Origin of the sequence: Hymenobacter glaciei (assembly GCF_039539585.1) — a bacterium.
Lineage (GTDB): Bacteria > Bacteroidota > Bacteroidia > Cytophagales > Hymenobacteraceae > Hymenobacter > Hymenobacter glaciei.
This window is the reverse complement of sequence record NZ_BAABDK010000030.1, coordinates 1-22,921: the sequence shown is the minus strand read 5'-3', so window position 1 is coordinate 22,921 and position 22,921 is coordinate 1. Positions and strand designations below refer to the sequence as shown.

The following is a 22,921-nucleotide window of genomic DNA, read 5'->3' as shown; positions in this document are numbered from 1 at the left end:
TCTGCATTTTTTTAAAGTTGGTCGGCAGCTGCTACCTCGGGCTCGGTCGGCTCGTCGGGCATGAAGCGCGCCTTGAAACGGGCGTACAAGGCGTTCATGCCCAGCAGCAGCAGTCCCATGAAGATGAACACGACGGCCCGCGTAACAGTGCCGCTGCGGCTGAGGTCGAAGAAAACCAATCGCACCAGACAGGCCAGCATGCCGGCCAGGGAGAGGTAGCGTAGGTCCTGCCGACGCAGCAGCAGGCTGGTGCTGAAAATGGCCACTACTTCGAGCATGAGCAGCACGGTGAGCACCGAGCGGTCGAACGATTGGATGAACAGCAGCGACAAGGCCAGAAACGCGGGGTAGAGCATGCCGGCCTCGAGTGAGCTTCGGCGTGGCCGGGCCAGAGCTGCCCAGGCCGGCGAAAGGCCCGCAACTGGCAACGCAGGGCCCGCCAGCGCCTGCCACACGTAACCGAAAAGCAGGCAAACGGCGACAGTGATTTCCCACCACTCGGGGTTCAGGATGCGGCTGGGTTCGAGGTAGAGCAGGCTGGCTACGCAGGCCGTGCCGGCTGCCAGCCAATAATACAGCCGTCCGTAAACTCCCAGCCGCCCCAGGCGCACAGGAATTTGAGCGGCAACCTGACCCAGGGCCAGCGCGGCCGATACCCACACCAGTGGCAGCCAGGGCGTGCGAAGGTTGTGCCACAGCGTGGCGGTGCCAAAGAACAACGCGGCTTCGAGCAACCACGGATGCACCAGCCGCCAGGAGTTGTAGACCGGCGCGGTGCTCGGCGGGCGGGAAATGGCTACGCCGGCCACCACACCGAATACCAGCGCTGCCGTGAAGTACTCGGCGGGCTGGCCGAAGAAGGTTTCATTTAGGGCCAGCAGCCCCAGGTGGTTGGCCAGGCCGCCGCCCAGCAACACGTAGCCGATGTGCAGCAGGAAGCGGTCGGGCTGGCCGGCGCGCAGTACAGCAGCCTCGTCGGGCAGTAGGTTGCGCCACCGTTGGGCGCTCCCAAAAGCCAGGCCTGCCAGCAGCAGCATGCCGACCGATAAGTACGCCACGTGTCCGCCCGGCACGGCGGCCACCAGGGCCATTACCAGGTGTAGGGCCAGCAAATACAGCCACGGCCAGCGCACAAAGCGCCCGGCTGCCGGCCACCACGAGGCCCGCACGCCCACCACCGGCACCGCCAGCGTGGGGAGCAGGTACAGCAGCACGTGGCCAGAGCTGAATTTCACCCCGGACAGAGGCGTGAGCACGTGGCCCCATTGCAATGCGAGGTAGGCCACGGCGGCCAGCACCAGCCCGGCCCACAACCCGGGAGCCGACATGCGCTGCCGCAGCAACAGCAGGCCACCCAATAGCACCACCATCACCCAGGCCGCCCACGACTGGTCGTATACCAGTGCGCCCGCGCTCAGCAGCAACCAACCGGCACCCAGGCCCAGGGCTGAAATGCGCAGGGTCGCGCCGAGCTGGATAACGGCTAATTCGCGGTCGGCTGCAGGCAGGAAGTGCTGCCGGATTTGATAGCCGACCGTGAGTAGGGCCGCAGCGGTAAGCAGGGCCGCGCGGGGCAACACGCCCAGCGTGTGGGGAGCCGTGTAGCGCACCAGCAGCGGCAACGTAGCCGCTTGCAGCACCAATAAGTATGTTTGAATATGGAGCAGCGTGTCCTCGTCGTGGCCGTTCAGGAGCAGGGCTACCAGTAGGTTTTCGGCGTAAAGAATGAAGAAAACGGCGGGCCAACTCAGGCCGAGTTCGTGCAGGCCGAATATGGCCAAGATGACGAAAAACTGCCCCAGCACCAGTTGCTGCCGCCGAACCCAGCTGGGAGAAATCCCTTGCATCCGCACCCATGCGGCCAGACCCAGCGCCACTCCGGCCAGCACGAGCAGCCCGGCAAGCAGCAGCCAAACTGGCGCATCCTGCCAGGCAAACAGCACCCGCGCCAACAACACCCCGGCGCCCGCCTGTAGTGCGCCCGCTAGTCCGGCGAAACCGCTCAGGAAGTCGCGCTCTGTGGCGCTGGTTTTGGGCTGATTGCTGGCTTGGTCGGGCGCAGGGCGTAAGGATTGCCGGTGAGCTAGCTGGGTGAAAAGAATGCCGGCCCAGCCAGCCAGAGCCAGTATTACGGCATCGCGGTAGAGCACGGGCGGGTGGCCGTTGCCCACGGCATTGCCAGCAAACAGCAGCAGCACTGTGCCCGTGAGGTAGGCGCCCGCCAGCGTGATATGGTACAGCAGGGGTTCGCGCCGCCGGGCGGTGTACAAGGCCACTGCCAGGTTCTCCGCGTATAGAAGCCCCCAAACCACCGGCCAGCTCAGCCCGGTTTCGTGCAGACCCAGCACGGCGAGTACAGCGAAAAATTGCGCGAGTACCAGCTGCTGTTGCCGTACCCAGGCCGGCACCTGCGGGCTGCTGCGGCGGAGCCAGGCGGCCAGGCCCAGCGCCGCCCCGCCCAGCGCCAACAGTGCACCAAGCAGCAGCCACACTGGCGCATCCTGCCAGGCAAACAGCACCCGCGCCAGCAGCAAGCCGGCGCCAACCTGGAGCAGTCCACTCAAACTCCCAAAACCGTTCAGCCAGGTGGTATCGGAAAGCGAGAACGCCTGGAATGGATGCTGAACAGTTGGCGAGCCAGCCAGCTGCAGGCGAAGCTGCCCAAATGCCCGTTGCACGAATGCAATGCCAGCCCAGCCAGCCAGCGTGAGCACCAACGCATCGCGGTAAAGCTCGGTTGGGAGGCCATTCTCGACTTTGCCCGAGGCCACCAGCAGCAGGCTGGCGCCCATTAGCAGCGCACCCCCCAGGGCTACCCGATGCAGCAGCGCCTCGCGCTGCCGAATTGAAAACAGCGCTGCCGCCAGGTTTTCGGCATAGAGCAGGCCGAGCACCACAAGCCAGGTAAGGCCTAACTCGTGCAAGCCAAAACCAGCCACCAGAACGAAACCCTGGGCCAGCAGCAGTTGCTGCTGCCGCACCCACTCCGGGGTGCGGCTGGTGGTACGCAGCCAGGCAGCCATGCCCAACGCGCCGCCAGCCAGCACGAGCAGCCCGGCCAGCAGCAGCCAAACCGGCGCATCCTGCCAGGCAAACAGTACCCGGGCCAGCAGCACTCCGGCGCCGGCTTGCAGCGCGCCGGCCACGCTGGTAAACCAACCCAGCAGGCGTCGGTGCGACCCGGCCGGCGTAGCCATTCCGTAGCGCCCCGGGCCGGTTGGCTCAGCTACTTCGTTGAGTAGCAGCGGTTGATTGAAGATGAACCGCACGAAAGCCAGTCCGGCCCAGCCGGCCAGGGCCAGCACCACGGCATCGCGGTAGAGGGTGGCAGGTGAGCTGTTCGTGAGCTTGCTGGTGGCCAGTAGCAACAGGCCTGCGCCGGCCACACAGGCTCCGCTCAGGGCCACGCGGTACACCAGTGCCTCGCGTTGCCGGGCCATTATCAGGGCCACCAGCAGGGCTTCGAGCAGCATGAAGAGCAGGATAACCGAGTTGGTCGCGTGCCAGCCCTGCAGCGAAAACGCCGTGGCCAGTGCCAGCATCAACGCGATGATGGTGTCGGTCTGGAACAACCAGCCAATGCCCAATTGCTTGGCCCGCCGCCCGGCCCAGAAGGTGAGCAGCGACCCCAGCGCCAGCGGGATGGTTTTCCAGATGGAGCCCGTGCTGTACAGGTACAGGTTGATGCCCATACAGGTCCAGTTCAGCAGGTGCGCAGTGAAAAGCAGCGGCTCAAAAGTTCGCTTTGCGTAAACGCTGCGGTACTGTACCACGGCGGCGGCCACACCCACCAGCAGCACTAGCCCCATCGCCACAAGTCGGAGCGTGCTGGAAATTACCGCCAGCTGCTGATGCCAGAACAAGTGAAATGCGAAGAAGCTGGCGATGCTTAGCAGCAGCTGGTATTTCCACTGCTGTCGGTAGGTGATGGCAATGCTGAAGGCCGTGACGCCCGCCGCGGCGGCCAGCGTGAGGCCCGTGGACGGCAGCACGGCCAGCGCCACCAAGCTCAGCACGCCGTGCAGCGTGGCCACTTCCTGGCGGCTCGCGCGCCAGGCCAGCCACAAGTTGGCGCTCACGCCCGCCAGCAGCAACAGGTAGTCGAAGGGAAACCTGGCCCACTGCAGGCCCGGAATGCTGACGGATGCCACGCAGGCAAACAGGAAAATGGCCGCCGCGCTACTCAGCAGCCAGCCATTGAGCTGCTGGGCAAAGGCCTTGCCGCGCAGCGCAAACCGCACGCCCAACAGCGCGCCCGAAAACGCGCATATCATCAAGAACCGGAACGGCGGGGCGAGGCGCAGCGCGGCGTAAATGCCCAGAAAGCCCACGCCCGTTACCAGCACCACGGCGCCAAGAATACCGGTCCAGTTTTCGAGCAGCACCGTGGAAGCACGCTCCCACCAGCTTGGGCCGGTGGGTACGGGCGGGGGCGGCGGCCGGCGCGGCGGCGCGGGTGGGGGAGGAGCGATTGGTGGCACCGCAGGCGGCGTTGCCACGGTGGGTGGCGTAACGGCTACGGCGGCAGCAACCGGCAGCAGGCCCGGCATGTGCAGCGCTACCGGCCGGGGCGCAGGCATCGGTGCAGCTATAGGTGCTGGTATTAACGGTATCTGCAGCGGTGGCGCAGCAGGAGGTACAACAGGCTTTTCCACTGCTACCGAAGCGGCAATCGGCAGCGGAGCAGGCTCGGGTGTTGGTGCGGGTAGCGGTTTTGGGGCTGGGGGCGCGGTGGCCGGAGGTGGCGTAAGCGGAGCTGGGGTCGGAGCTACCGGCTGCGGCAGTACCGGTTCGGGCCGCACCACTGGCGGCACCAATGGCGAGGAAACAGGCGGAGTGGGGGCTACTACCGGAGTGACTACCGGCGGAGCTGCTGGCTGGGCCGCTGGCTGCAACTCGGCGGGGCGGGCAGTAGCTTCCGTCAGCCGGTTTACCTGGGCTTGCAGGCGTTGTAGTTCTTCCTGAAGCTTTTTCTGGTCGGCGAGGCGCTGGGCTAGTTCTTTTTGGAGGTCGGTCAGTCTTTTGGGCAGCCCCCAAAATCGGAAAGCCAGCACAACTATGATGATAAAGGCAACCCCAAAACCGTCCATACACTGCAACTAAGAGTAGAAAAAGGCTGCAGAACCTGAGAAAATGGTGGAACCAGCGGGACCACTGAAGCCCCGACGCATTACTTTATTCAGGTATTTCTACAAACGGAGGCCAATCTACTCCACGGAGCGGCAGCAATGGGTTTAGCGGCTCTCCGAATGAGGCGGAAAGGAACGTTTCTTAAGCTGCCGGCTGGCCTTAATAAGGCTGCCCGTGGGTCAGCTTCAGGATGAAATCGGTCATAAACGGCAGGCGTTTCAGCACGCGCACGCCGGCTGTGGTAAGCCAGGGCTGGCCAAAGACCTGGTGGATGAGCCGGCCCGCCGTGATGCGGAAGCTCAGCAGCTGCCGCCAGGCACGGGTGTATTGCTGCTCGAGTTCGGCGCGGGAAATGCGGCCGTCCAGAAACTCCAGCAGCAGGCCATTCAGCAGGAAGCTGGCATTCATGCCCATGCTCATGCCGTTGCCGGCCAGCGGGGCAATGGTGCCGGCGGCATCGCCCAACATCAGCACATGGGCATCGACGGTAGACCGTTCGCGGAAGGTGATTTGGGAAATCACAATGGGCGAGTCGCCGGTGCGGTGCGCTTCTTCCAGGTAGGGGCGAAGCAAGGGGTTTTGCATGAGCACCTGGCGCTCCATCTCGGCCACGCTGTTGCCGTGGGCGCGCAGGTTGCGCACGTCGCTGATGTAGCTGCAATTGGTGAGGCCGCCCGGCACGGGCGAAAGCCCGCAGTAGCCGTCGCGGAAATTGTGCATCTCCACCGTGGCGGCCGGGAAATTATCGAGCTGCAAATGCCGTTTCACTGCCACAAACTGGCGGCCCTCGCGGCTGGGCTCCAGGAAGGGGCGGTGCAGCTTGCTGTCGAGGTTGGCGTGCTTGCCCCAGGCCCCGCAGGCGAGCCGCGCCCGGTAAGTGGCCCCGCCGGCCGTGCTAATGGTGAACTGCTCATCAGTAAAAGCCACGTCCGTTACCCGCGTGCCCTGGCAGATGGTGGCGCCGTGTTCGGCAGCGAGGCGGGCCAGCAGTTGGTCGAGCTCGTAGCGGGTGAGGCCCAGCCCGCCAATATCAAGCTTGTGGTGCAGCGCCTCCCCGGTCGGCGACGACACGGTGAAGCGCGTCATCACGGGCAAATCCATCTCGGCTAACGGCACCCCAATGCGGCACAGAAAGTCGTAGTTTTCCATCGAGATGTACTCGCCGCACACCCGATGAAACGGGTAGGTTTCCTTCTCGAAGAGCACCACGCGCCGCCCTGCTCGCGCCAGCTGCAAGGCCAGCGTGAGCCCCGCCACGCCGCCCCCGATGATGGCGCAATCGTAGAGCTCGGTGGAGGTTTCTGGGGCGGCGATAGGATTGGTCATGGCTTCAAGTGAAAAAGGACGTCATGCAGAGCGCAGCGAAGCATCTCGCGTGCCACCACTGATTCAATCGATTGATTTACTGGTACAAGCGAGATGCTTCGCTGCGCTCTGCATGACGTTCAACCTCAGTCAACGGGCCTGCTTGCGGGCTCGCAGCGCCCGCACGGCAAACAGCACGCCTGCCGCTACCAGGCTGGTATAAGCCGTGGCATTGAGCCACTTCGGTACCAGCATGCCGTTTTCCTTGAGCACGGCGGTGGCGGCGGTTTCGTCTTTGTCGGCTATTTTTTGGTTGATGGTTTCGTAGCCCCGGCCCACGTGGACCAGTGCAGCGGCCAGCGGCAGCAGGCCCAGGTAGGCAGCTTTGGGCAGCTTCTCGGACCGGTACAAATACAGGAAGCTGCCGACCGTGACGAGCCCCGCGCCAGCTACCATCGTCTGGGCCACGCGCATGCTGCGGTGCAGGCCCATGGCCACTACCATTGTGCGGATGCCGGCCGCTTGGTCCTCGGTGTAGTCTTCGGCGTTGTTGAGCAGCAGCACGGCCATCTGGAGCAGGCCGTAGGCAGCGGCTAGCGTGAGCACCGGCCGGCGCGGGAAGTGCGTGACGAGGCTGCCCGTGTAGGCCATCGGTCCGAAGAAAAGCACTGCCCAGAGTGCTGGCAGCTGCCACAGCCCGCGCGACTTAAAATGAATGGGCCCCCACGAATACTGGAACCCCAGCGCCCACCCAATAACCGTAAGCGGCACAAACTGCCAGCGCCCCGTACGCCGCTGCAGCCACGCGCTGATGAGCACGGTACCGGCCACCGAAGCCCGCATCTGCCAGCGCACGCCCATATCGCCGAGTTCGAAAATGGCGTTCGATAAATGGCTCTTGTACACGGCATCCACCTTGCGGTCGGCGTAGGCATTCACCATATCGCCGAAGTTGAACAGCAGGTAGATGCCGGCCAGGCCCACGTACAGCTCGGGTGTTTTCAGAAAGCGCAGGTCCTCCGCGCTCAGCAGAATGGGAATGGCGAAAATCGGAATCTCAGCCAGCAGAAACTCGGTGCGGCGTAGCGTCTTGCTGTTTTTTAGGAACTGGGCCAGGCCCGGCTGCGCCGGCCGCGCCAGCAGGTTGATGCGCTGAATGTGGCGCTCGTTGGGGTTGAGGAAAGCATCGCGGCCGTGCAGCAGCACGTGGTTATCTGCCAGCACAATGTCATGGTCCTGCCAGGTGTGAATGTAGAACACTTCGGGGGCGTACAGCGCCGTTTGCAGCTCCTGAATAAGGTCGGCCTGCTCGGTTTCGGTGGCATCCAGCACCTCCACGCTCACGGGGTTGAGGTCGTGCACGGGCTCGGCGAAGCGTAGCGTGGCCTCGCCCGTAACGGGGTGCGGTTGGGTGAGGCGCTGGGTGAGGGTGCCGCCGTAGTGCACGATTTTCTCGGTGCGGTAGCGCAGGGTGGTTTTCTGCCAGCGGGCGCGCTGCTCGGGGGTGGCGCGGGCTAGGGCGCGGCCGGTATCGGCGAAGGTGGTGCCGCCGCGGTCCTCGGCGCGGGGTGCCTGCACGCACTGGAAGAAAATCAGGTAGGGAATTTTGCCGATGAAGGCGCCGTCCCAGTGCAGCGGCACCGCGCTGGGGGTATAGAGGTAGTTCTTGGCGTCGGCCTTCACTTTCAGCTCGTTGATGGCTCCGAACGGCCACTGCAGTGGCTCGCCCAGCTGCTGCGCGTACAGGGCAAAGGCATTCTTGTCGAACAAGTCAAAGCCCCGGAAAATCAGGATGCGGTGTTCGCGAACCCAGTCTTCAATCTGCTCGCGCCCGAAACCGGCAATGGTGTGGCCCGGCTTGCCGGCCCGCACAATGAGGCCGAACGGGGTTTGGGGTTCGAGGGTGTAGTTGGCGGGCATAGAGGAAAGTAGATTTTTTAGTTGGGATTGATTAACTAGATATTAGTCGTTCGGTGGCAGCGGTAGCACCACCAGTACACACGATGCAAGTCGGTTAGCTGCGATTCCATGCCATCCTTACAGTGTTGGCATGGCCTTTCCAACTGTTCGTCTTCCTGTGCCCCGTAGTTGCAAGCCATGCAACGCCACATCGTGGTTTCTTGGCCCGCTTCATCCTCCGACATGTACCAAATGAACTCCTTCTCTTGGCAGATGGGGCAAATTTGTAGGGTCATGTCGTGTTTAGCGGTTAATAATCCCGCCTAATTGGTTAAGAATTCGGCCCCAGCACGAAATGGCTGGGCCGGCCATCAACCTCCACCAATTCAGCACCCAACTCCTCCGCTTGCTGGCGCTTCATCAGCAGGTAGTCGTTGTCGCGCAGCAGCACCACGCCGTGCCAGGGCGTGAGCCAGTCGTCGACGGCGCGGGTCATGCGCAGGCCAATTTTGTCGGAGTGCGGGTGCTGGGGGTGGATGCTCAGGCGCAGGGCGTGCGGAAACTCGCGGGCCAGCAGGCGCGTCCAGGCATTGCTGCGGCGGATGACTTCGTAGGCTACGGCCTTGCTTTCCTCCTTCACGCGGCTCTTGCTTTTTTCGGGTTCCAGCGCCATGCCGTCTTCCGATACGAAGCGGTGGATGCCGTTGAACATGGCGCGGTGGTGGTCGGTGTCGCGCACGCGGGCCTGCAGCTCGGCCAGGGGCTCGGCAAACTCGGCCGTAATCCAGGCTCGGGCTGCGTCGAACGACTCGGTTGCGAGCAGGTCTTCGAGGTTAACGATATCCAAATCGCGGGTGCCCAGCTTTGTCAGTTGCTGCTTCAGCGCGTCGTTGTAAGCCGACACGTCGGCATCGCTCACCTGCACCAAATCGGCAAACACGCGGCCGTCGGCACAAATGCTGATGCGGGCACCGGGCGCGTACACCAGCCGGATGTCGTCGCACAGGCTTTGCAGGAAATTCAGCGCAATTTCCTCGCCCAAATCGGGCAGCGTGCCCAGCACCTTGTGCAGGTTGGGCGACTTGGCCGGAAACGCCGGCAGAATGAAATGCACCGGCAGGCCTTGGCTGATGAAGTAGTGGAGCTTGGGCAGGTGCAGCGCCAGGCATTGCTCGCAGGGCGCGGCGCGGCAGTCGTGGCCCAGGGTTTTGCGGTGCAGCAGTACCAGCTTGGCAATGCGCCGGGCCACGTCGAATTCTACTTCGGGGCTCAGCTGCATGAACTGCCCGACTGCCGCGCCCACCTGCCCCAGCAGCAACGGGCCCAGCAGGGTATCGAGCTGCGGGGCGGCCAGCGCTAAGCCGGCGCTCAGCATTTCGAGCAGGTCGCGGGTGGCCTGGCCGTCGGGGGAGCGGTCGATGAGGCGCAGGCCCAGCACGCCCCAGTGCGCGGCATACAGGCTGTGCGCTAGCTCGATGGCCAGCGTGTTGGCTGGCCCATCGGTAGCGCCGCGCACGACCACTTCAAACAGCGCCAGCCCGCGCAGCCGGATGCTTTCGGTTTCGGGGCTGAGCACGCCGGTGGGCGTGTTGGCATCGAGTAGCGCCGCCATTTGAGAGCGCAGCGTGCGCTGGTGCGGGGCCAGCAGCTCCAGCTTCCACAATACCAGGGCCTGAAAGCGGAGAGCTAAGGGGCCAACGGGCAGGTCGGAAACACGGGCCTCCAACTCGTCGTGAATGCGCTGGTAAAGGCCCAATACGAAGTCGCTTTTGGCGCCGAAGTGGCGGTACACTGCGGCCAGCGGCTGGCCGGCGGCGGTAGCGATATCAGCAAGGCTAACGGTGGAAAATCCCTGGGTTTCGAAGAGGCGAAGGCCAGTGTCGAGGAGGCCGCGGCGGGCCGATGGGTTGGGTTGGGAAGGCGCGGAGGTAGCAGCCATTGGCAGGGGAGAGCGCACCGCCCGACAATGGGCCAGCGCCATTATAAAGGTAGGCGTGGGCCGCCAGCGAGGGGTTACTTGTCAACCCTGTTTCCGTGGTTGCGTTAACTATTTTTTCTTCCGTATTCCATGAAAAAACTGAAATCGAAACCCCGCCCCCAGAACCGTCCGGCCAAATTCTGGCCTGCCATCGGCTTTGCTACCCTGGCCGGCATGCGCAGCATGAGTGCTCCGGCCTATTTGAGCCACTACCTCTCGCGCAATCCTTCGTGGCTGTTGCTCAACTCGCCGTTGCGGGCGCTGCAAAAGCCCCTGGTGGCAACTGGCTTCAAGCTAGCTGCCGCCGGCGAAATGGTGATGGATAAATTGCCCGGCACCCCCGACCGGATTGCGCCGCCGGTACTACTGGGCCGGCTGCTGTCGGGCGCGCTGGTGGGCGCCGCCGTTTACAAGTCGCGGGCTGGCAGCAGTGCTACCGGTGCCGTAGTGGGCGGGCTAGGAGCCGTGGTAGCAACGTTCATCAGCTACGCGCTGCGCGTGGGCATCAGTAAGCAGGCCAATTGGCCCGTGGCGGCGGTGGGAGTGGGCGAAGATGCCCTGGTGCTAAGCAGCGGCACGGCGTTGTTGCGGGCTCAGCCGGGCCGGTAGCCGCTCATCCAAAACAACCGGTAACAGCAAGCCCCCAGGGCGCCCGTATTCAATGGGCGGCCTGGGGGCTTGCTGGGTTAGGTGGTGCAGGCGGTTAGTCGACCGGCAGCGGGTGGTAGTGCGGCATGCCTTCGACCAGGGCGGCGGCTACCTGGCGGGCTACCGACTTGGCGCGGCCGGCGCACCGGCCGGCAAACCGCTCTTCTACGGCCGCATCGAAGAGTTGCAGCCAACGGTTGTGGTGCGAGGTGGTGCGCGGCAGCGCCAGGTGCGTAGGCACCGGCCGGGGCGTGGAGTTGGGGCGGACCGACAGCAGCTCCAACGACCAGAACTCGTAGAAACTGGTGAGGTGGCGGGGCCAGTACACGTGCGCCGCCGCCCGGAAGGCCGGAGCCAGCAGCTCGTCGTGGTTGGCTTTGTGGTAGAAAGCATCTACCAAAGCCTGCACATCGCGCACAGACTCAATATCGGGCAGTGGAGTAGGGGTGTCTGACATAGCGAGCTGGTGGGAGTGGGAACCTAAGGTACGCCCATACGCAACGTCAGAGCAAACGGTTGCACTATTATTTTGGTGCAATTTTTTTACCGCCCAGTACCACCAGGCCCACCGCTAGCACAATAAGGGCCGCCCCGCCCAGCATTTGCGGATTCAGCACTTCGCCCGCAAACCCCCAGCCCAATAACACGGCCACCACCGGGTTCACGAAGGCATAGGTGCCGGCCAGCGCGGGTTGCACCACCCGCAGCAGCCAGATGTAGGCCGAGAACGCCACGATGGACCCGAACGTGACCAGGTACGCATAGGCCAGCCACGACTTGGTGGTTACCTGCGCCAGCGTGAACCCGTCGGCCTCGCCACGTACCAGGCCCACGACCAGCATGGCCGCGCCGCCGCACAGCATCTGCATGCCGCCCGAGGTGAAGGGCGACACGGCCGGTTGGTGGTTTTTGGCATAGAGCGAGCCGATGGACCACACCAGCGAAGCCAGCAGCACCACGAAAATGCCCAGGTTCTGGTGGCCGGGCACTTTCACGGGCGTTGCCGCCGGGTGCGCCGCCAGCAGGTACATGCCCACCATGCCAGCTGTTAAGCCCAGCGCCACCCACTTCGTAGGCCTAGCCGAAATGCCACTCAGCCACCCCAACACGGCCAGAAACATGGGCACCGTAGCCACCAGCAGCGCCGTGATGCTGCTGGGCAGGTACATCACGCCGAGCGTGGTGCCGCCATTGCCAAAGCCCAGCAAACACACCCCAATAAAAGCTCCGTAGCCCCAGCCGCGCAGGGTAGGGGCGGGTTCGCCGCGCCAACGCATGAACCCATAGAGCAGGCCCCCCGCCAGGCCGTAGCGCGTGCCAGCCATAAGCAGCGGCGGCATGCTGGCCACGGCAAACTTCATCACCAGGTAGGTAGAGCCCCAGATGAGGTAAACGAGCAAGAAAGCGGTAAGCAAGGCGCCCCGCGAAGGCGCGGCCGAATGAGAATCGGGCATGAGAAGAAGAAAGTCTAAAACAGAAGTTGCCGCGGGTGCTGTCAGAGCCTGAGATGCTCTCAGCAGCAAAAGGCTTGGTTGAACCCTGCGGAATTACAAAGATGCTGCCCGCCCTTCGCCTGCCTGTGCTGACTGGGGGGCTGTTTCGCAGCCTTACCCAAGGCAAACCGTGTGCGCGCCGCCTGGAGAAGCTTTTTGGTCCGACTTCGTAGCTGCTTCGAATAGGTTTATGCCAACGTTTGCGCGCTCAATATCAGCTAGATGATTTGGCGAGGTAACATAAAGATAACATAGGAAAACAGCTGACTTTGTATTGTGAGATACTAGATTTGAGAAATAACAAAAACGAAATAATAGCTGTTATTTTTACGGGGGTAACGGTATAAAATAGAATAATTATTAAAAAATGGCCTCTAAAACTAATGGGTATGTAATCTTAAGTTAGGTAATATTTCATTTTTGGCCTTAAAAATAGAGGCAATGATTGTGTAGTAAAATGCTTTGGAGATTTTTCCTCTAAAACGGGGCTGTTTCGTTCACTTTTTTCTGTTCTCATGAAAACAACGCTACTCTCGCTGCTGCTTACGTCCTCCGTGTCGTTGGCCTTTGCCCAGACTGATTCGACCGATACCGGGAAGCTTTCCATTTCGGGCTACCTCGACTCGTACTACCTCACGGCGCTCAACCGGCCCAAGTCGGGCAATCTGCTGGGTGTCGACCAACTGGCCGGCCGCGCTTTCGACCGCCTCACCGACCAGTTTGCCCTGGGCCTGGTGCAGGTGAAGCTGGGCTACGCCAGTCGCAAAACCGATATGATGGTCGACCTCACTTTCGGGCCCAATGCCGAGATGGGCAATTTTGGCAACACCGCCGGCGCGTTCAATTCCTACCGGCCGCAGTCGCCCTACGGGGCAGCGCTGTACGGCACGTCGGCCGCCATCAAGCAGGTGTATTTCACGTACCGGGCCACGCCCAAGCTCAGCTTCACGGTGGGGCAATTCGGCACGCACATCGGCTACGAGGTAATTGATGCGCCGCTGAACTACCACTACTCGCTGTCGAACCTGTTCAACAACGGCCCTTTTTACCACATCGGCCTTAAAACGGCCTACGCCTTTAATGACCGCACGTCGCTGATGCTGGGCGTGGTGAACAACTGGGACAACCTCACCGACGACAACAAGCAGAAGTCGCTCATCGGCCAGTTCAGCTGCAAGCCCCTGCCCACCTGGACGGTGTACCTGAACTGGATTGGCGGCTCGGGCGACGATACGTACCTGAACTCGCTGGTGAGCAGTGGCACGCTGCCCAATGGCTGCGGCAACTACACTCGCCAGCTCTACGACCTGACCACCAACTATCAGGTTACGCCCAAGTTCTACCTGGGCCTAAATGCCGCCTACGGGCGCTACAGCTTCAACACCGAGTCGAGCGCCGAATCGGAGTTCTGCTCAGAAAAATATGGCAGCACCACGCCCGACTGGGGCGGCGTGGCCCTCTACACCAACTATGCTTTTTGCGACGTGGTGGGGCTGGGCCTGCGCTACGAGTACTTCGAAGACCAGCACGCAGTTCGCTACCTGCAAACCCGCAACCAGTCCGTCACCCTGACGGCCCCCATAACCCTGGGCGCCGGCAAACTGCTGCTGAAACCCGAACTGCGCGTGGATGCTGCCTCCAGCCATTACTACGAGAATGCCCTGGGCCAGGGCGTGAAAAACCAAACTACGCTGGGCATGGCCTTCATCTATAAGTATTAAGAATCGCCGAGAGGCGTCAATGGTAGGGTGCGGGGCTTGCCCCCGCCCGCCGTTGCACGACTTGCCCCTGAATCTTTTGATGATGGGCGGGGGCAAGCCCCTCACCCTACGCCCCTTCATTCCTCCCAAATCCATGTCATCATTCGCGCTATTCCTGCTTGCTGGCCTGCTGCTGGTTGCCTCCGTGGCAGGTGCGCAGGCGCTGCCGCTCGACGAGCAGGGTCGGGTGGGCTTTGCCGAAGTAGTGCGGGCCGATTCGCTCCGGGCCGGGCTACTCTACAGCCACGCCCGGGCCTGGCTGCAACGGCGCGGCTACGAAGTGGCCGAAGCCGACTCGGCTGCCGGCCGGCTGGTGGCGGCCCACGCTTTCGGCGTGTACGACCACGGCTACGTGACCAAGCGCCTGCACGGCAAGGTGCGCTACCGCTTGCTGGTGGAGGTGAAAAATGGCCGCTACCGCGCGCAGTTCACCGACTTCAGCTTTGCCTACTACCAGGACGACCGCAGCGCCCGCCCGCAGCCCACCGGCAAAACCAAGCCCCTGGAAGACACCGCCGCCCCCGGCTGGCAGAAGCTCTGGGAAGCCCACCGCCGCGACACTCGGCTAACTGTGGCCTCGCTGGCGGAGGAACTGAAAACGGCCATGCTGGCCGTGCCTCTGCCGCCTTCGCAGCCGGTTTCGCGCTCCGCCGATTGGTAGCGCATCCCCGCAAAAAACACCTAACTCATTCACATTCTAAACTTCTGAAAAGCTATGCAAAAACCCAACTACATTCCCCTCATCCTGCTGCTGGTGCTGGGCCTGCTGGCCGCCATGCGCCCGGCGCTGCCCGCCACCATCGTCACCGAAGGCATCAACTCCGGCGATACCGCCTGGATGCTGTGCGCCACCGCTCTGGTGCTCTTGATGACGCCTGGCCTGGCCTTCTTCTACGGCGGCATGGTGAACTCGAAAAACGTGATTTCGACCATGCTGCAAAGCTTCGTAGCCATGGGGATTATCAGCCTGCTGTGGGTAGTAGTGGGTTTCTCGCTGGCATTTGGCGACTCCATTGGCGGCTTCATCGGCGACCCGCGCACGTTCTTCCTCTTCCGCAACGTGCTCGATGGCAAGCCCTGGTCGCTGGCGCCCACCATCCCGCTGATGCTGTTTGCGTTTTTTCAGATGAAGTTTGCCATCATCACGCCGGCCCTCATCACGGGCTCCATCGCCGAGCGCATCAACTTCAAGTCGTACATCCTGTTCATCGTGCTGTTCAGCCTGGTGGTGTATGCGCCGCTGGCGCACTGGGTGTGGCACCCCGAGGGCTTCCTGTTCAAGCTGGGCGTGCTGGATTTTGCAGGCGGCACCGTCGTGCACATGTCGGCCGGCTGGGCCGCGCTGGCTTCGGCCCTGTACCTGAAGCCGCGCAAAGCCCACGGCACCGCCGAAGTGATGCCGCCGGCCAACATTCCGTTTGTGCTGCTGGGCACGGGGTTGCTGTGGTTTGGCTGGTTCGGTTTCAACGCCGGCTCGGCCACGGCCGCCAATGCGCTTGCCGTGAGCGCCTTTGCTACCACCAACGTGGCTGCTTCGGCCGCTGGTATTGCCTGGGTGCTGTTTGATGTGGCGCGGGGCAAGAAGCTCTCGGCGCTGGGCTTCTGCATTGGCGCGGTGGTGGGCCTGGTGGCCGTCACGCCCGCTTCGGGCTACGTCACGGTGCCGGTGAGCATCTTCATTGGTGTGATTGCCGGCATCACCAGCAACTTCTTCGCGCACCTACGCTCCAAATCGCGCCTCGACGACACGCTCGACGTGTTCCCGTGCCACGGCATCGGCGGCATGGTGGGCCTGATTATGACGGGCATCTTCGCCAGCAAGGCCGTGAACTCGGCCGCCACCGATGGCCTGGCCTACGGCGGCACCGAGCTGTTTCTGAAGCACCTGCTGTCGCTGGTGGTGGTGTCGGCCTTCGTGTTCGTGGCCTCCTTTGCGCTCCTGAAAATCACCGACCTCATCACTCCACTGCGCGTTTCGGAGGAAGAGGAATTGCAGGGCCTCGACCTGAGCCAGCACGAAGAGCAGCTGTTGGTAGGGGCGTAGAGACGCATACTTGCGTCTCGTCGGTGAACGACGATGGGTGAGTAGATGCTGCGTGCACAACCGGCTTCGTTCAACAACGAGACGCAAATATGCGTCTCTACAGCAGGCACTAATACAGAGCGACCGGCCGGGGCATTTGCTTCGGCCGGTTGTCGTTTTGCCACCCGCCAACGCAGCCAATGCCCGGCGCACCCATCTTTGCGCCTGTGAAACTCCTGACCCCTGCGCTACTGCTGGCCCTGCTGGCCGGTACTGCCCGCCCCGCCGCTGCCCAACTGCTCCAGCCCAAACCCGCCGCCTACTCCCGCGCCGACTCGCTCCGCGGCAGCCTCACCACCCCGCTGCGCACCTGCTACGACCTCAACTACTACCACCTCGACGTGCGGCTGGACCCGGCCAAGCGCTTCATCAGCGGCTCTAACCTCTTCCGCTTTACGGCAACGCAGGATTTTACGCGCCTGCAATTCGACCTGTTTGCCAACCTGCAAGTGGAGAAGGTGCGCTACAAAGGCCAGGACGTGCCTTTTACCCGCGAGGCCAACGCGGTATTCGTCACCTTCCCCAAAACCATTATCAAAGGCAGCCGCGACGAGTTCACGGTGCAGTATTCCGGCAACCCCATCGTGGCCAAGAAGGCGCCCTGGGATGGCGGGGTGGTTTTCACCCAGGATGCGGCCGGCAAGCCCTGGGTTGCCACGGCCTGCCAAGGCACCGGCGCCAGCATCTGGTGGCCCACCAAAGACCAGCAGGCCGATGAGGTCGACAGCATGCTCATCAGCATCTCGGTGCCCAACGGCCTGAAGGATGTTTCCAACGGCCGCCTGCGCAAAACCACCAAGCTCAAGGACGGCTACACCCGCTTCGACTGGGCCGTGCGCAACCCCATCAATAACTACGACGTGGCCCTGAACGTGGGCGACTACCGGCATTTCTCCGATTCCTACGCCGGCGAAAAAGGCCCGCTCACGCTCGATTATTGGGTGCTGCCCGAGAACGTAGCCAAGGCCAAAACCCAGTTTGCGGCCAACGTGAAACCTATGCTCAAAAGCATGGAAAGCTGGTTTGGCCCGTACCCATTTTACGAGGATGGCTACAAGCTGGTGGATGCTCCGCACCTCGGCATGGAGCACCAGAGCGCCGTGGCCTACGGCAACAAATACCAGAACGGCTACCTCGGCCGCGACCGCAGCAACACCGGCTGGGGTGCGAAGTGGGACTTCATTATCATCCACGAAAGCGGGCACGAGTGGTTTGGCAACAACATCACCACCAAGGATATTGCCGACATGTGGGTGCACGAAAGTTTCACCACCTACTCCGAAGCCTTGTTTGTGGAAACTCAGTTTGGTAAGCCGGCCGGCCAGGAGTACATCCACGGCCAGCGCCGCAACATATCGAACGACGAGCCCATCATCGGGCCTTATGGCGTGAACAAGGAAGGCTCCGGCGATATGTACGACAAGGGCAGCGCTATGCTCAACATGCTGCGCACCATCCTCAACGACGATGCCAAGTGGCACCAGGTGCTGCGCGGCCTATCCTCCACGTTCTACCACCAAACCGTAACCGGCCAGCAGGTTATCGACTACATCAACCGCGAAAGCGGCCGCGACTTCACCAAGGTATTCGCCCAGTACCTGCGCCACGCCAGCATTCCCACCCTGGAAATCCGTTTCGAGGACGGCAAAACCCTGGCCCGCTGGGTTTCGGAAGTGGAGAAGTTCGACATGCCTGTGCGCGTGCGGCTTAAGGGCGGCGAGTACCGGTTCATCACGCCCACCGCACGGTTTGCGCCCATTCCGGAGCTGGCCGGGGCCACCAGGGAAACACTGGAAGTGGACACATTTAACTACTATATTGGAGTATTGATGGATTAGGGGTGAGATTTGCTGCTGCAGGGCGAAGGCCGCACTGCGCTTCCTTCTTTTCCTTATTGCCTGTTTAATGCTTCGTTTAACAGCACTTTTCATCCTATGCATTTTCGCCGGGGCCGCATACGCGGGCCCGGGCTTTGCCGGCCTCAAGCCCGGGCCTCACGGCGTCGGCTTTCGGGTGGTGAAGCAGTACGACTACTCCCGCACCTACAAGGAAAAAATTGACCTGGTAAGCGGGCTGCCTGCAGTGGGTGAGCGGGCCCGGCCCCTGCAAACCCTCGTGTGGTACCCGGCCCCGAAGGCCGGCACCCCCGTGCGCTACGCCGACTACCTACGCACCGAGGCAACCGACGAAGTATTCGAGCGCTCCACGGCCGAAATTGATGGGTTTGTGGCGGCTAAGCTCCGCCGGGCCGGTGCCGCGCTCGGCGCGAAGCAGGCGCAGGCCGTGTTCGAGCAGCGCATGTGGGCCGTGCGCGACGCCGCGGCCAGCAGCGGCAAATTCCCGGTGGTCATCTATGCTCCCGGGCGGGGCGGCACGGCGCACGAACTGGCCGACATAGGCGAGTACCTGGCCGGCCACGGCTACGTGGTGCTGGCAAGCCGCAGCCTGGGCACGCGCACGCCGTTGATGAACACTGACCGGGAAGGCATCGACACGCAGGTGCGCGACTTACAGTTTCTGCTCGCCTATGCCCAGTCTCTGCCCCAGGCCGACCTGGCCCACGTGGCGGCAGTGGGCTGGAGCTGGGGCGGCATGGTCAATGTTTTCACGGCGGCTCAGGACTCGCGCATTACGGCCCTGGTTAGCTTCGACGGCACGCGGGAACCGGAGTTTACCCGGCAGATTGACCCAGCGCGGGTAGCCCTGCCCTGGCTATACATTCAGAAACGTGCGCAGACGGTGAGCGAGCTGAGCCGGGAAGGCATCGAAACGTCTTTCAGCTTATTGAATGCCCTGAAGTACAGCAATGTATATCAGGTGGTGATGAATCCGATGGAGCACTTCGATTTTTCCTCAGCCTTGCTGCGCGTGGCTCCGTCCGAGCATTTTGTGGAGTATTCGCGGGCCGAGGTGGAAGCGGCGTATCACTGGACCTGCCGCTACACGCTGGAGTTTCTGAATGCGTACCTGAAAGGCGATGCGGCCGGGGTGGCCTTCCTGGAGCGGCCGCCCGCACAGAACGGCGTGCCTCTACACACCGCCCGTATGCAGCACACCCCCGCCCAGACGGGGCCACTGCCTACCCATGCCGGTTTTGCCGTCGCCCTGGCCGCCCGCGGATTTGGCCATGCGCTGGAAGTGTACCGCCAAATCCAGCAGCAGGATACCTCCTTTTCGCTGTCGGAGGGCACGATTAATATCTGGGGCTACCAACTCATGAGTGCGCATAACTTGCCCGCCGCCTTGGCCATTTTCCAGCTGGGAACCACTCTCTACCCCAGCAGCGCCAACCTGTTCGATAGCCTAGGCGAAGCCGAAGAAAACAACCACGACACGCCCGCGGCCATCCAACACTACCGCCGGTCCCTGGAGCTGAACCCGGGCAACACAAACGCCCGGCAACGCCTGCAAGCCCTGGCGGCAGCCAAATGAGTCGAACGATTAGTTGGAACGGAGCGCCTATATTCCAGTGGACCCACTGCTCCAGGCCTTCTCAAAACTGCCTCACTCGCACTGCTGTGCCGTACCTTCGCACGAGCGTACAATCATCGAATACTTCCTCATGAATCAATACGACGTTACCGTCATCGGCTCCGGCCCCGGCGGCTATGTAGCGGCCATCCGCTGCGCTCAGCTGGGCCTTAAAACTGCCCTCATCGAGAAATACCCCACCCTGGGCGGCACCTGTCTCAACGTAGGCTGCATTCCCAGCAAGGCCCTGCTCGACTCTTCCGAGCACTACCACAACGCCCATTCGGTGTTTGCCGACCACGGCATCGGCCTCGACAACCTGACGGTGGACATGAACCGCATGATTGACCGCAAGGCCGGCGTGGTGAAGGCCAACGTGGACGGCATTGCCTACCTGATGAAGAAAAACAAAATCGACGTCCTCACCGGCGTGGGCTCTTTTGTTGATAAAACCCACCTCAGCATCGCGCCCACCGAGGGCGGCGAGGCCCAGCAGATTGAAACCAAGAACGTCATCATCGCCACTGGCTCCAAGCCCACCGTGCTGCCGTTCATCGCCCAGGACAAGGAGCGCATCATTACCAGCACCGAGGCCCTGAACATCCGCGAAGTGCCCCGGCACATGGTCGTGATTGGCGGCGGCGTAATTGGCCTCGAAATGGCCTCCATCTACGCCCGCCTCGGCGCGAAAGTCTCGGTGGTGGAGTTCATGGACAGCATCATCCCAACTATGGACCGCGGCCTGGGCAAGGAGCTGAAGCGCGTGCTGGGCAAAATCGGCATCGAGTTTTTCATGAGCCACAAAGTGACCGGCGCCACCCGCGAGGGCGACACCGTGACCGTAACCGCCACCAACGCCAAGGGCGAGGAGGTGAAGTTTGAAGGCGACTACTGCTTGGTGGCCGTGGGCCGCGTACCCTACACTGCCGGCCTCAACCTGGAAGCCGCCGGCGTGGAAATGGAGGAGCGTGGCCGCATCAAGGTCGACGAGCACATGCAAACCAACGTGCCCGGTATCTACGCCATCGGCGACGTCATTCGGGGCGCCATGCTGGCTCACAAGGCCGAGGAAGAAGGCGTGTTCGTGGCCGAAACCATCGTGGGCCAGAAGCCGCACATTAACTACCTGCTCATCCCCGGCGTGGTGTACACCTGGCCCGAAGTGGCCGGCGTGGGCTACACCGAGGAGCAGCTTAAGGAGCAGGGCAAGGCCTACAAAGTGGGCTCCTTCCCCTTCAAAGCCAGCGGCCGGGCCCGCGCCAGCGGCGACACCGACGGCTTCGTGAAGGTGCTGGCCGACAAAACCACCGACGAAATCCTGGGCGTCCACATGATTGGCCCGCGCATCGCCGACCTCATCGCCGAAGCCGTGACGGCCATGGAGTTCCGCGCCTCCGCCGAGGACGTGGCCCGCATGAGCCACTCGCACCCCACCTACGCCGAGGCCATGAAAGAAGCTTGTTTGGCCGCTACGGAGAACCGCGCCATTCACATGTAATGGCTAAGAAGCAACATGTGGCTTCCTGACACTGCCCGATACGGCCGCTTCCTTGTGGGAGCGGCCGTATTGCTTTCGCTGTGGGCTTGCGAACGCAACAAACCTCGCACAACAGAGGAAGTCGTGGCCGCAACTAAGGCTAGTCGGCCAGCCGATAGCCCGGCGACAAAAGCTATTCCTGCTGCACCAGTGAAGCTAGCAGCACCCAATGCGCTGCCCGAAAAAACCAGTCTATCGGTGCTGGCGGTAACGGACCGCACCGGTCCCGATACGTTGGCAACCTGGCCGTTGAGTAGGGCCGAATGGGATAGTCTCAACGCCGACTGGAACAAGCGGAAAGACTTTTATTCGACCACTCATTTTGGCCAATTTTGCCTGGTAGATGGGCTCGAGCTACCTCGCTTGTTTTACCAGGTTGCCGCCCACGACTCCACTTGGATGGAAATAGACCTGGCCTTGCCCTACGAGGAAATAACCTGGGGCATGGAATCGGGCGGAACCGAGTTGGATACAGTCAACTTGGACGGGCTTGGTGCCGCGGAACTTGTGCTGCGTTTTCACCCAGCATCGTATGGTTCGGGTGGCGGCACTGCCTGGGACCACGTGAGCGTAATCGACGTTTCCTCAAGCCCAATGCTGATATTTCGAGCCTTGTTAGCCGCCGAAGACGAAGCATTCGGAGGCTATGCGATGATGCATGGCTACAAAATTGCGCCGGGCGAACAGTTCACTGGCTGTAAGCGCAGTTTCAAAGTGCGAGGCCGCGAGCTTGTGCTCGGTCCGGTCAGGAAAATTGGCAATACAAAAATCGGGGACTGCACCTTAACCAAGTTGCCCGCCGGGCGCTACCGCTACCAGAGCGACAAGGTGTTTCGGGTTGCGAAGTAGCTTCTGAAACTGAAAGCGGCTGAAGCTCCTGGGGATTCAGCCTCTTTTTATGCGTTTCTGCCGCTACAATACCTAATAAGCAAATTGCGCTTTAGGGTCCGGTCCGTACTCATTATCACCTGCATTTTCCTCGGTGCAGGCTAATACCAAGAGCCAGATGGCACCAACTAACGGCACAAAAATGATAAGAGTGAACCAGCCGCTTTTGCCTATATCATGAAGTCTTCTAATTCCAACAGCCAAGCCTGGAATTATGACAGCAAGAGCGTACAGACCAGATATGACACCACTACCAGTGCCCGTTAATACGTAATCGGCTATTCCTGCTACAATGGAAAAAAGGAAGTTAAACAATACAAACATCCAGTATTCTTTTCTGCGAGCGCGGCCGCTGAACACAGCGTATTTTTTTAAAACTTCTAAAAAGTAATCCATTTGACATTCTGGGGTAGCAGTTCTTACTCGTAAGGCTTTTCGGTAACGCCCCGTTTTTTAAAGTGGGTTCTGAACTTCACTCCTAATAAAATGCACCAATGGCCTTTATGAGCCGTGGAAAAGTACGGATAGGAATTCACTTTACAAGATGCTGCTCTCACTTTCAAAGAAATGCTAATTAGCAAACGGGGTATTCCCTCTTTCGCTATTGTTATCATGCTGTAGTAGCAGCTTAATATCTCAGACCTGCTACTGTTAATAATAGCGTAATAAGTAGGTCGGATGAATTAGTTTGCATTATGCTCGTTATTTGCGGAATGAGTCGAGTAAACA

The 22,921-nt window shown here is 61.7% G+C and carries 15 protein-coding genes; 8 read left to right on the top strand and 7 right to left on the bottom strand.

The window, feature by feature from the left end:
- Positions 1-11: 11 nt before the first annotated feature.
- From ABD837_RS19390 to ABD837_RS19375, 4 genes are all read right to left on the bottom strand, one after another.
- Entirely contained in the window at positions 12-5,090 is a 5,079-nt protein-coding gene (locus ABD837_RS19390) for a hypothetical protein (RefSeq protein ID WP_345057846.1), read from the bottom strand.
- 199 nt (positions 5,091-5,289) lie between these two features.
- Positions 5,290-6,456 (bottom strand): NAD(P)/FAD-dependent oxidoreductase, encoded by a 1,167-nt coding sequence (locus ABD837_RS19385; RefSeq protein ID WP_345057844.1) that lies wholly within the window; start codon positions 6,454-6,456, stop codon positions 5,290-5,292.
- A gap of 129 nt (positions 6,457-6,585) precedes the next feature.
- The gene (locus ABD837_RS19380) at positions 6,586-8,355 is read right to left on the bottom strand and encodes a TauD/TfdA family dioxygenase (protein WP_345057841.1); all 1,770 of its coding nucleotides are present in this window, start codon (positions 8,353-8,355) and stop codon (positions 6,586-6,588) included.
- A 310-nt stretch (positions 8,356-8,665) separates the two neighbouring features.
- Positions 8,666-10,273, bottom strand: a complete 1,608-nt coding sequence (locus ABD837_RS19375) for an L-tyrosine/L-tryptophan isonitrile synthase family protein (RefSeq protein WP_345057838.1) — start codon at positions 10,271-10,273, stop codon at positions 8,666-8,668.
- 129 nt (positions 10,274-10,402) lie between these two features.
- Between ABD837_RS19375 and ABD837_RS19370 the strand changes: the two genes are divergently transcribed.
- Positions 10,403-10,921, top strand: coding sequence for a DUF4126 family protein (locus ABD837_RS19370; protein WP_345057836.1), 519 nt, complete (start codon positions 10,403-10,405; stop codon positions 10,919-10,921).
- A 94-nt stretch (positions 10,922-11,015) separates the two neighbouring features.
- Here ABD837_RS19370 and ABD837_RS19365 read toward each other — a convergent pair whose 3' ends face one another.
- The gene (locus ABD837_RS19365) at positions 11,016-11,417 is read right to left on the bottom strand and encodes a group III truncated hemoglobin (RefSeq protein WP_345057834.1); all 402 of its coding nucleotides are present in this window, start codon (positions 11,415-11,417) and stop codon (positions 11,016-11,018) included.
- A gap of 67 nt (positions 11,418-11,484) precedes the next feature.
- Positions 11,485-12,414 (bottom strand): EamA family transporter, encoded by a 930-nt coding sequence (locus ABD837_RS19360; RefSeq protein WP_345057831.1) that lies wholly within the window; start codon positions 12,412-12,414, stop codon positions 11,485-11,487.
- A gap of 554 nt (positions 12,415-12,968) precedes the next feature.
- Here ABD837_RS19360 and ABD837_RS19355 point away from each other — a divergent pair.
- The 7 genes from ABD837_RS19355 to ABD837_RS19325 all read left to right on the top strand — a co-directional run bounded on the left by ABD837_RS19355 (position 12,969) and on the right by ABD837_RS19325 (position 22,153).
- The gene (locus ABD837_RS19355; RefSeq protein ID WP_345057828.1) at positions 12,969-14,174 is read left to right on the top strand and encodes an outer membrane beta-barrel protein; all 1,206 of its coding nucleotides are present in this window, start codon (positions 12,969-12,971) and stop codon (positions 14,172-14,174) included.
- Positions 14,175-14,307: 133 nt separating this feature from the next.
- Positions 14,308-14,874, top strand: coding sequence for a DUF4468 domain-containing protein (locus ABD837_RS19350; RefSeq protein WP_345057826.1), 567 nt, complete (start codon positions 14,308-14,310; stop codon positions 14,872-14,874).
- Between the two features lie 54 nt (positions 14,875-14,928).
- Positions 14,929-16,257 carry an ammonium transporter gene (locus tag ABD837_RS19345; RefSeq protein ID WP_345057823.1) on the top strand — a complete coding sequence of 443 codons (1,329 nt, stop codon included), beginning with the start codon at positions 14,929-14,931 and terminating at the stop codon, positions 16,255-16,257.
- Between the two features lie 206 nt (positions 16,258-16,463).
- The gene (locus ABD837_RS19340; protein WP_345057820.1) at positions 16,464-18,134 is read left to right on the top strand and encodes a M1 family metallopeptidase; all 1,671 of its coding nucleotides are present in this window, start codon (positions 16,464-16,466) and stop codon (positions 18,132-18,134) included.
- Positions 18,135-18,201: 67 nt separating this feature from the next.
- Complete coding sequence (locus ABD837_RS19335) at positions 18,202-19,728, top strand: dienelactone hydrolase family protein (protein WP_345057818.1); 1,527 nt, start codon at positions 18,202-18,204, stop codon at positions 19,726-19,728.
- A 130-nt stretch (positions 19,729-19,858) separates the two neighbouring features.
- A complete protein-coding gene (gene lpdA / locus ABD837_RS19330; RefSeq protein WP_345057816.1) occupies positions 19,859-21,265 on the top strand; it encodes a dihydrolipoyl dehydrogenase in 1,407 nt (468 codons plus the stop codon).
- A gap of 15 nt (positions 21,266-21,280) precedes the next feature.
- Positions 21,281-22,153: a hypothetical protein gene (locus ABD837_RS19325; protein ID WP_345057814.1), complete on the top strand. Its 873-nt coding sequence runs from the start codon at positions 21,281-21,283 to the stop codon at positions 22,151-22,153.
- 72 nt (positions 22,154-22,225) lie between these two features.
- On the opposite strand, the gene ABD837_RS19320 is transcribed toward ABD837_RS19325, so the two are convergent.
- Positions 22,226-22,588 (bottom strand): DUF805 domain-containing protein, encoded by a 363-nt coding sequence (locus ABD837_RS19320; protein WP_345057811.1) that lies wholly within the window; start codon positions 22,586-22,588, stop codon positions 22,226-22,228.
- Positions 22,589-22,921: the final 333 nt, after the last annotated feature.

Coding starts and splice junctions, on each gene's coding strand:
- ABD837_RS19345 (WP_345057823.1), top strand. CDS start 14,929: ATGCAAAAACCCAACTACATTCCCCTCATCCTGCTGCTGGTGCTGGGC.
- ABD837_RS19360 (WP_345057831.1), bottom strand. CDS start 12,414: ATGCCCGATTCTCATTCGGCCGCGCCTTCGCGGGGCGCCTTGCTTACC.
- ABD837_RS19320 (WP_345057811.1), bottom strand. CDS start 22,588: ATGGATTACTTTTTAGAAGTTTTAAAAAAATACGCTGTGTTCAGCGGC.
- ABD837_RS19370 (WP_345057836.1), top strand. CDS start 10,403: ATGAAAAAACTGAAATCGAAACCCCGCCCCCAGAACCGTCCGGCCAAA.
- ABD837_RS19350 (WP_345057826.1), top strand. CDS start 14,308: ATGTCATCATTCGCGCTATTCCTGCTTGCTGGCCTGCTGCTGGTTGCC.
- ABD837_RS19375 (WP_345057838.1), bottom strand. CDS start 10,273: ATGGCTGCTACCTCCGCGCCTTCCCAACCCAACCCATCGGCCCGCCGC.
- ABD837_RS19325 (WP_345057814.1), top strand. CDS start 21,281: ATGTGGCTTCCTGACACTGCCCGATACGGCCGCTTCCTTGTGGGAGCG.
- ABD837_RS19390 (WP_345057846.1), bottom strand. CDS start 5,090: ATGGACGGTTTTGGGGTTGCCTTTATCATCATAGTTGTGCTGGCTTTC.
- ABD837_RS19355 (WP_345057828.1), top strand. CDS start 12,969: ATGAAAACAACGCTACTCTCGCTGCTGCTTACGTCCTCCGTGTCGTTG.
- ABD837_RS19335 (WP_345057818.1), top strand. CDS start 18,202: ATGCTTCGTTTAACAGCACTTTTCATCCTATGCATTTTCGCCGGGGCC.
- ABD837_RS19385 (WP_345057844.1), bottom strand. CDS start 6,456: ATGACCAATCCTATCGCCGCCCCAGAAACCTCCACCGAGCTCTACGAT.
- lpdA (WP_345057816.1), top strand. CDS start 19,859: ATGAATCAATACGACGTTACCGTCATCGGCTCCGGCCCCGGCGGCTAT.
- ABD837_RS19380 (WP_345057841.1), bottom strand. CDS start 8,355: ATGCCCGCCAACTACACCCTCGAACCCCAAACCCCGTTCGGCCTCATT.
- ABD837_RS19365 (WP_345057834.1), bottom strand. CDS start 11,417: ATGTCAGACACCCCTACTCCACTGCCCGATATTGAGTCTGTGCGCGAT.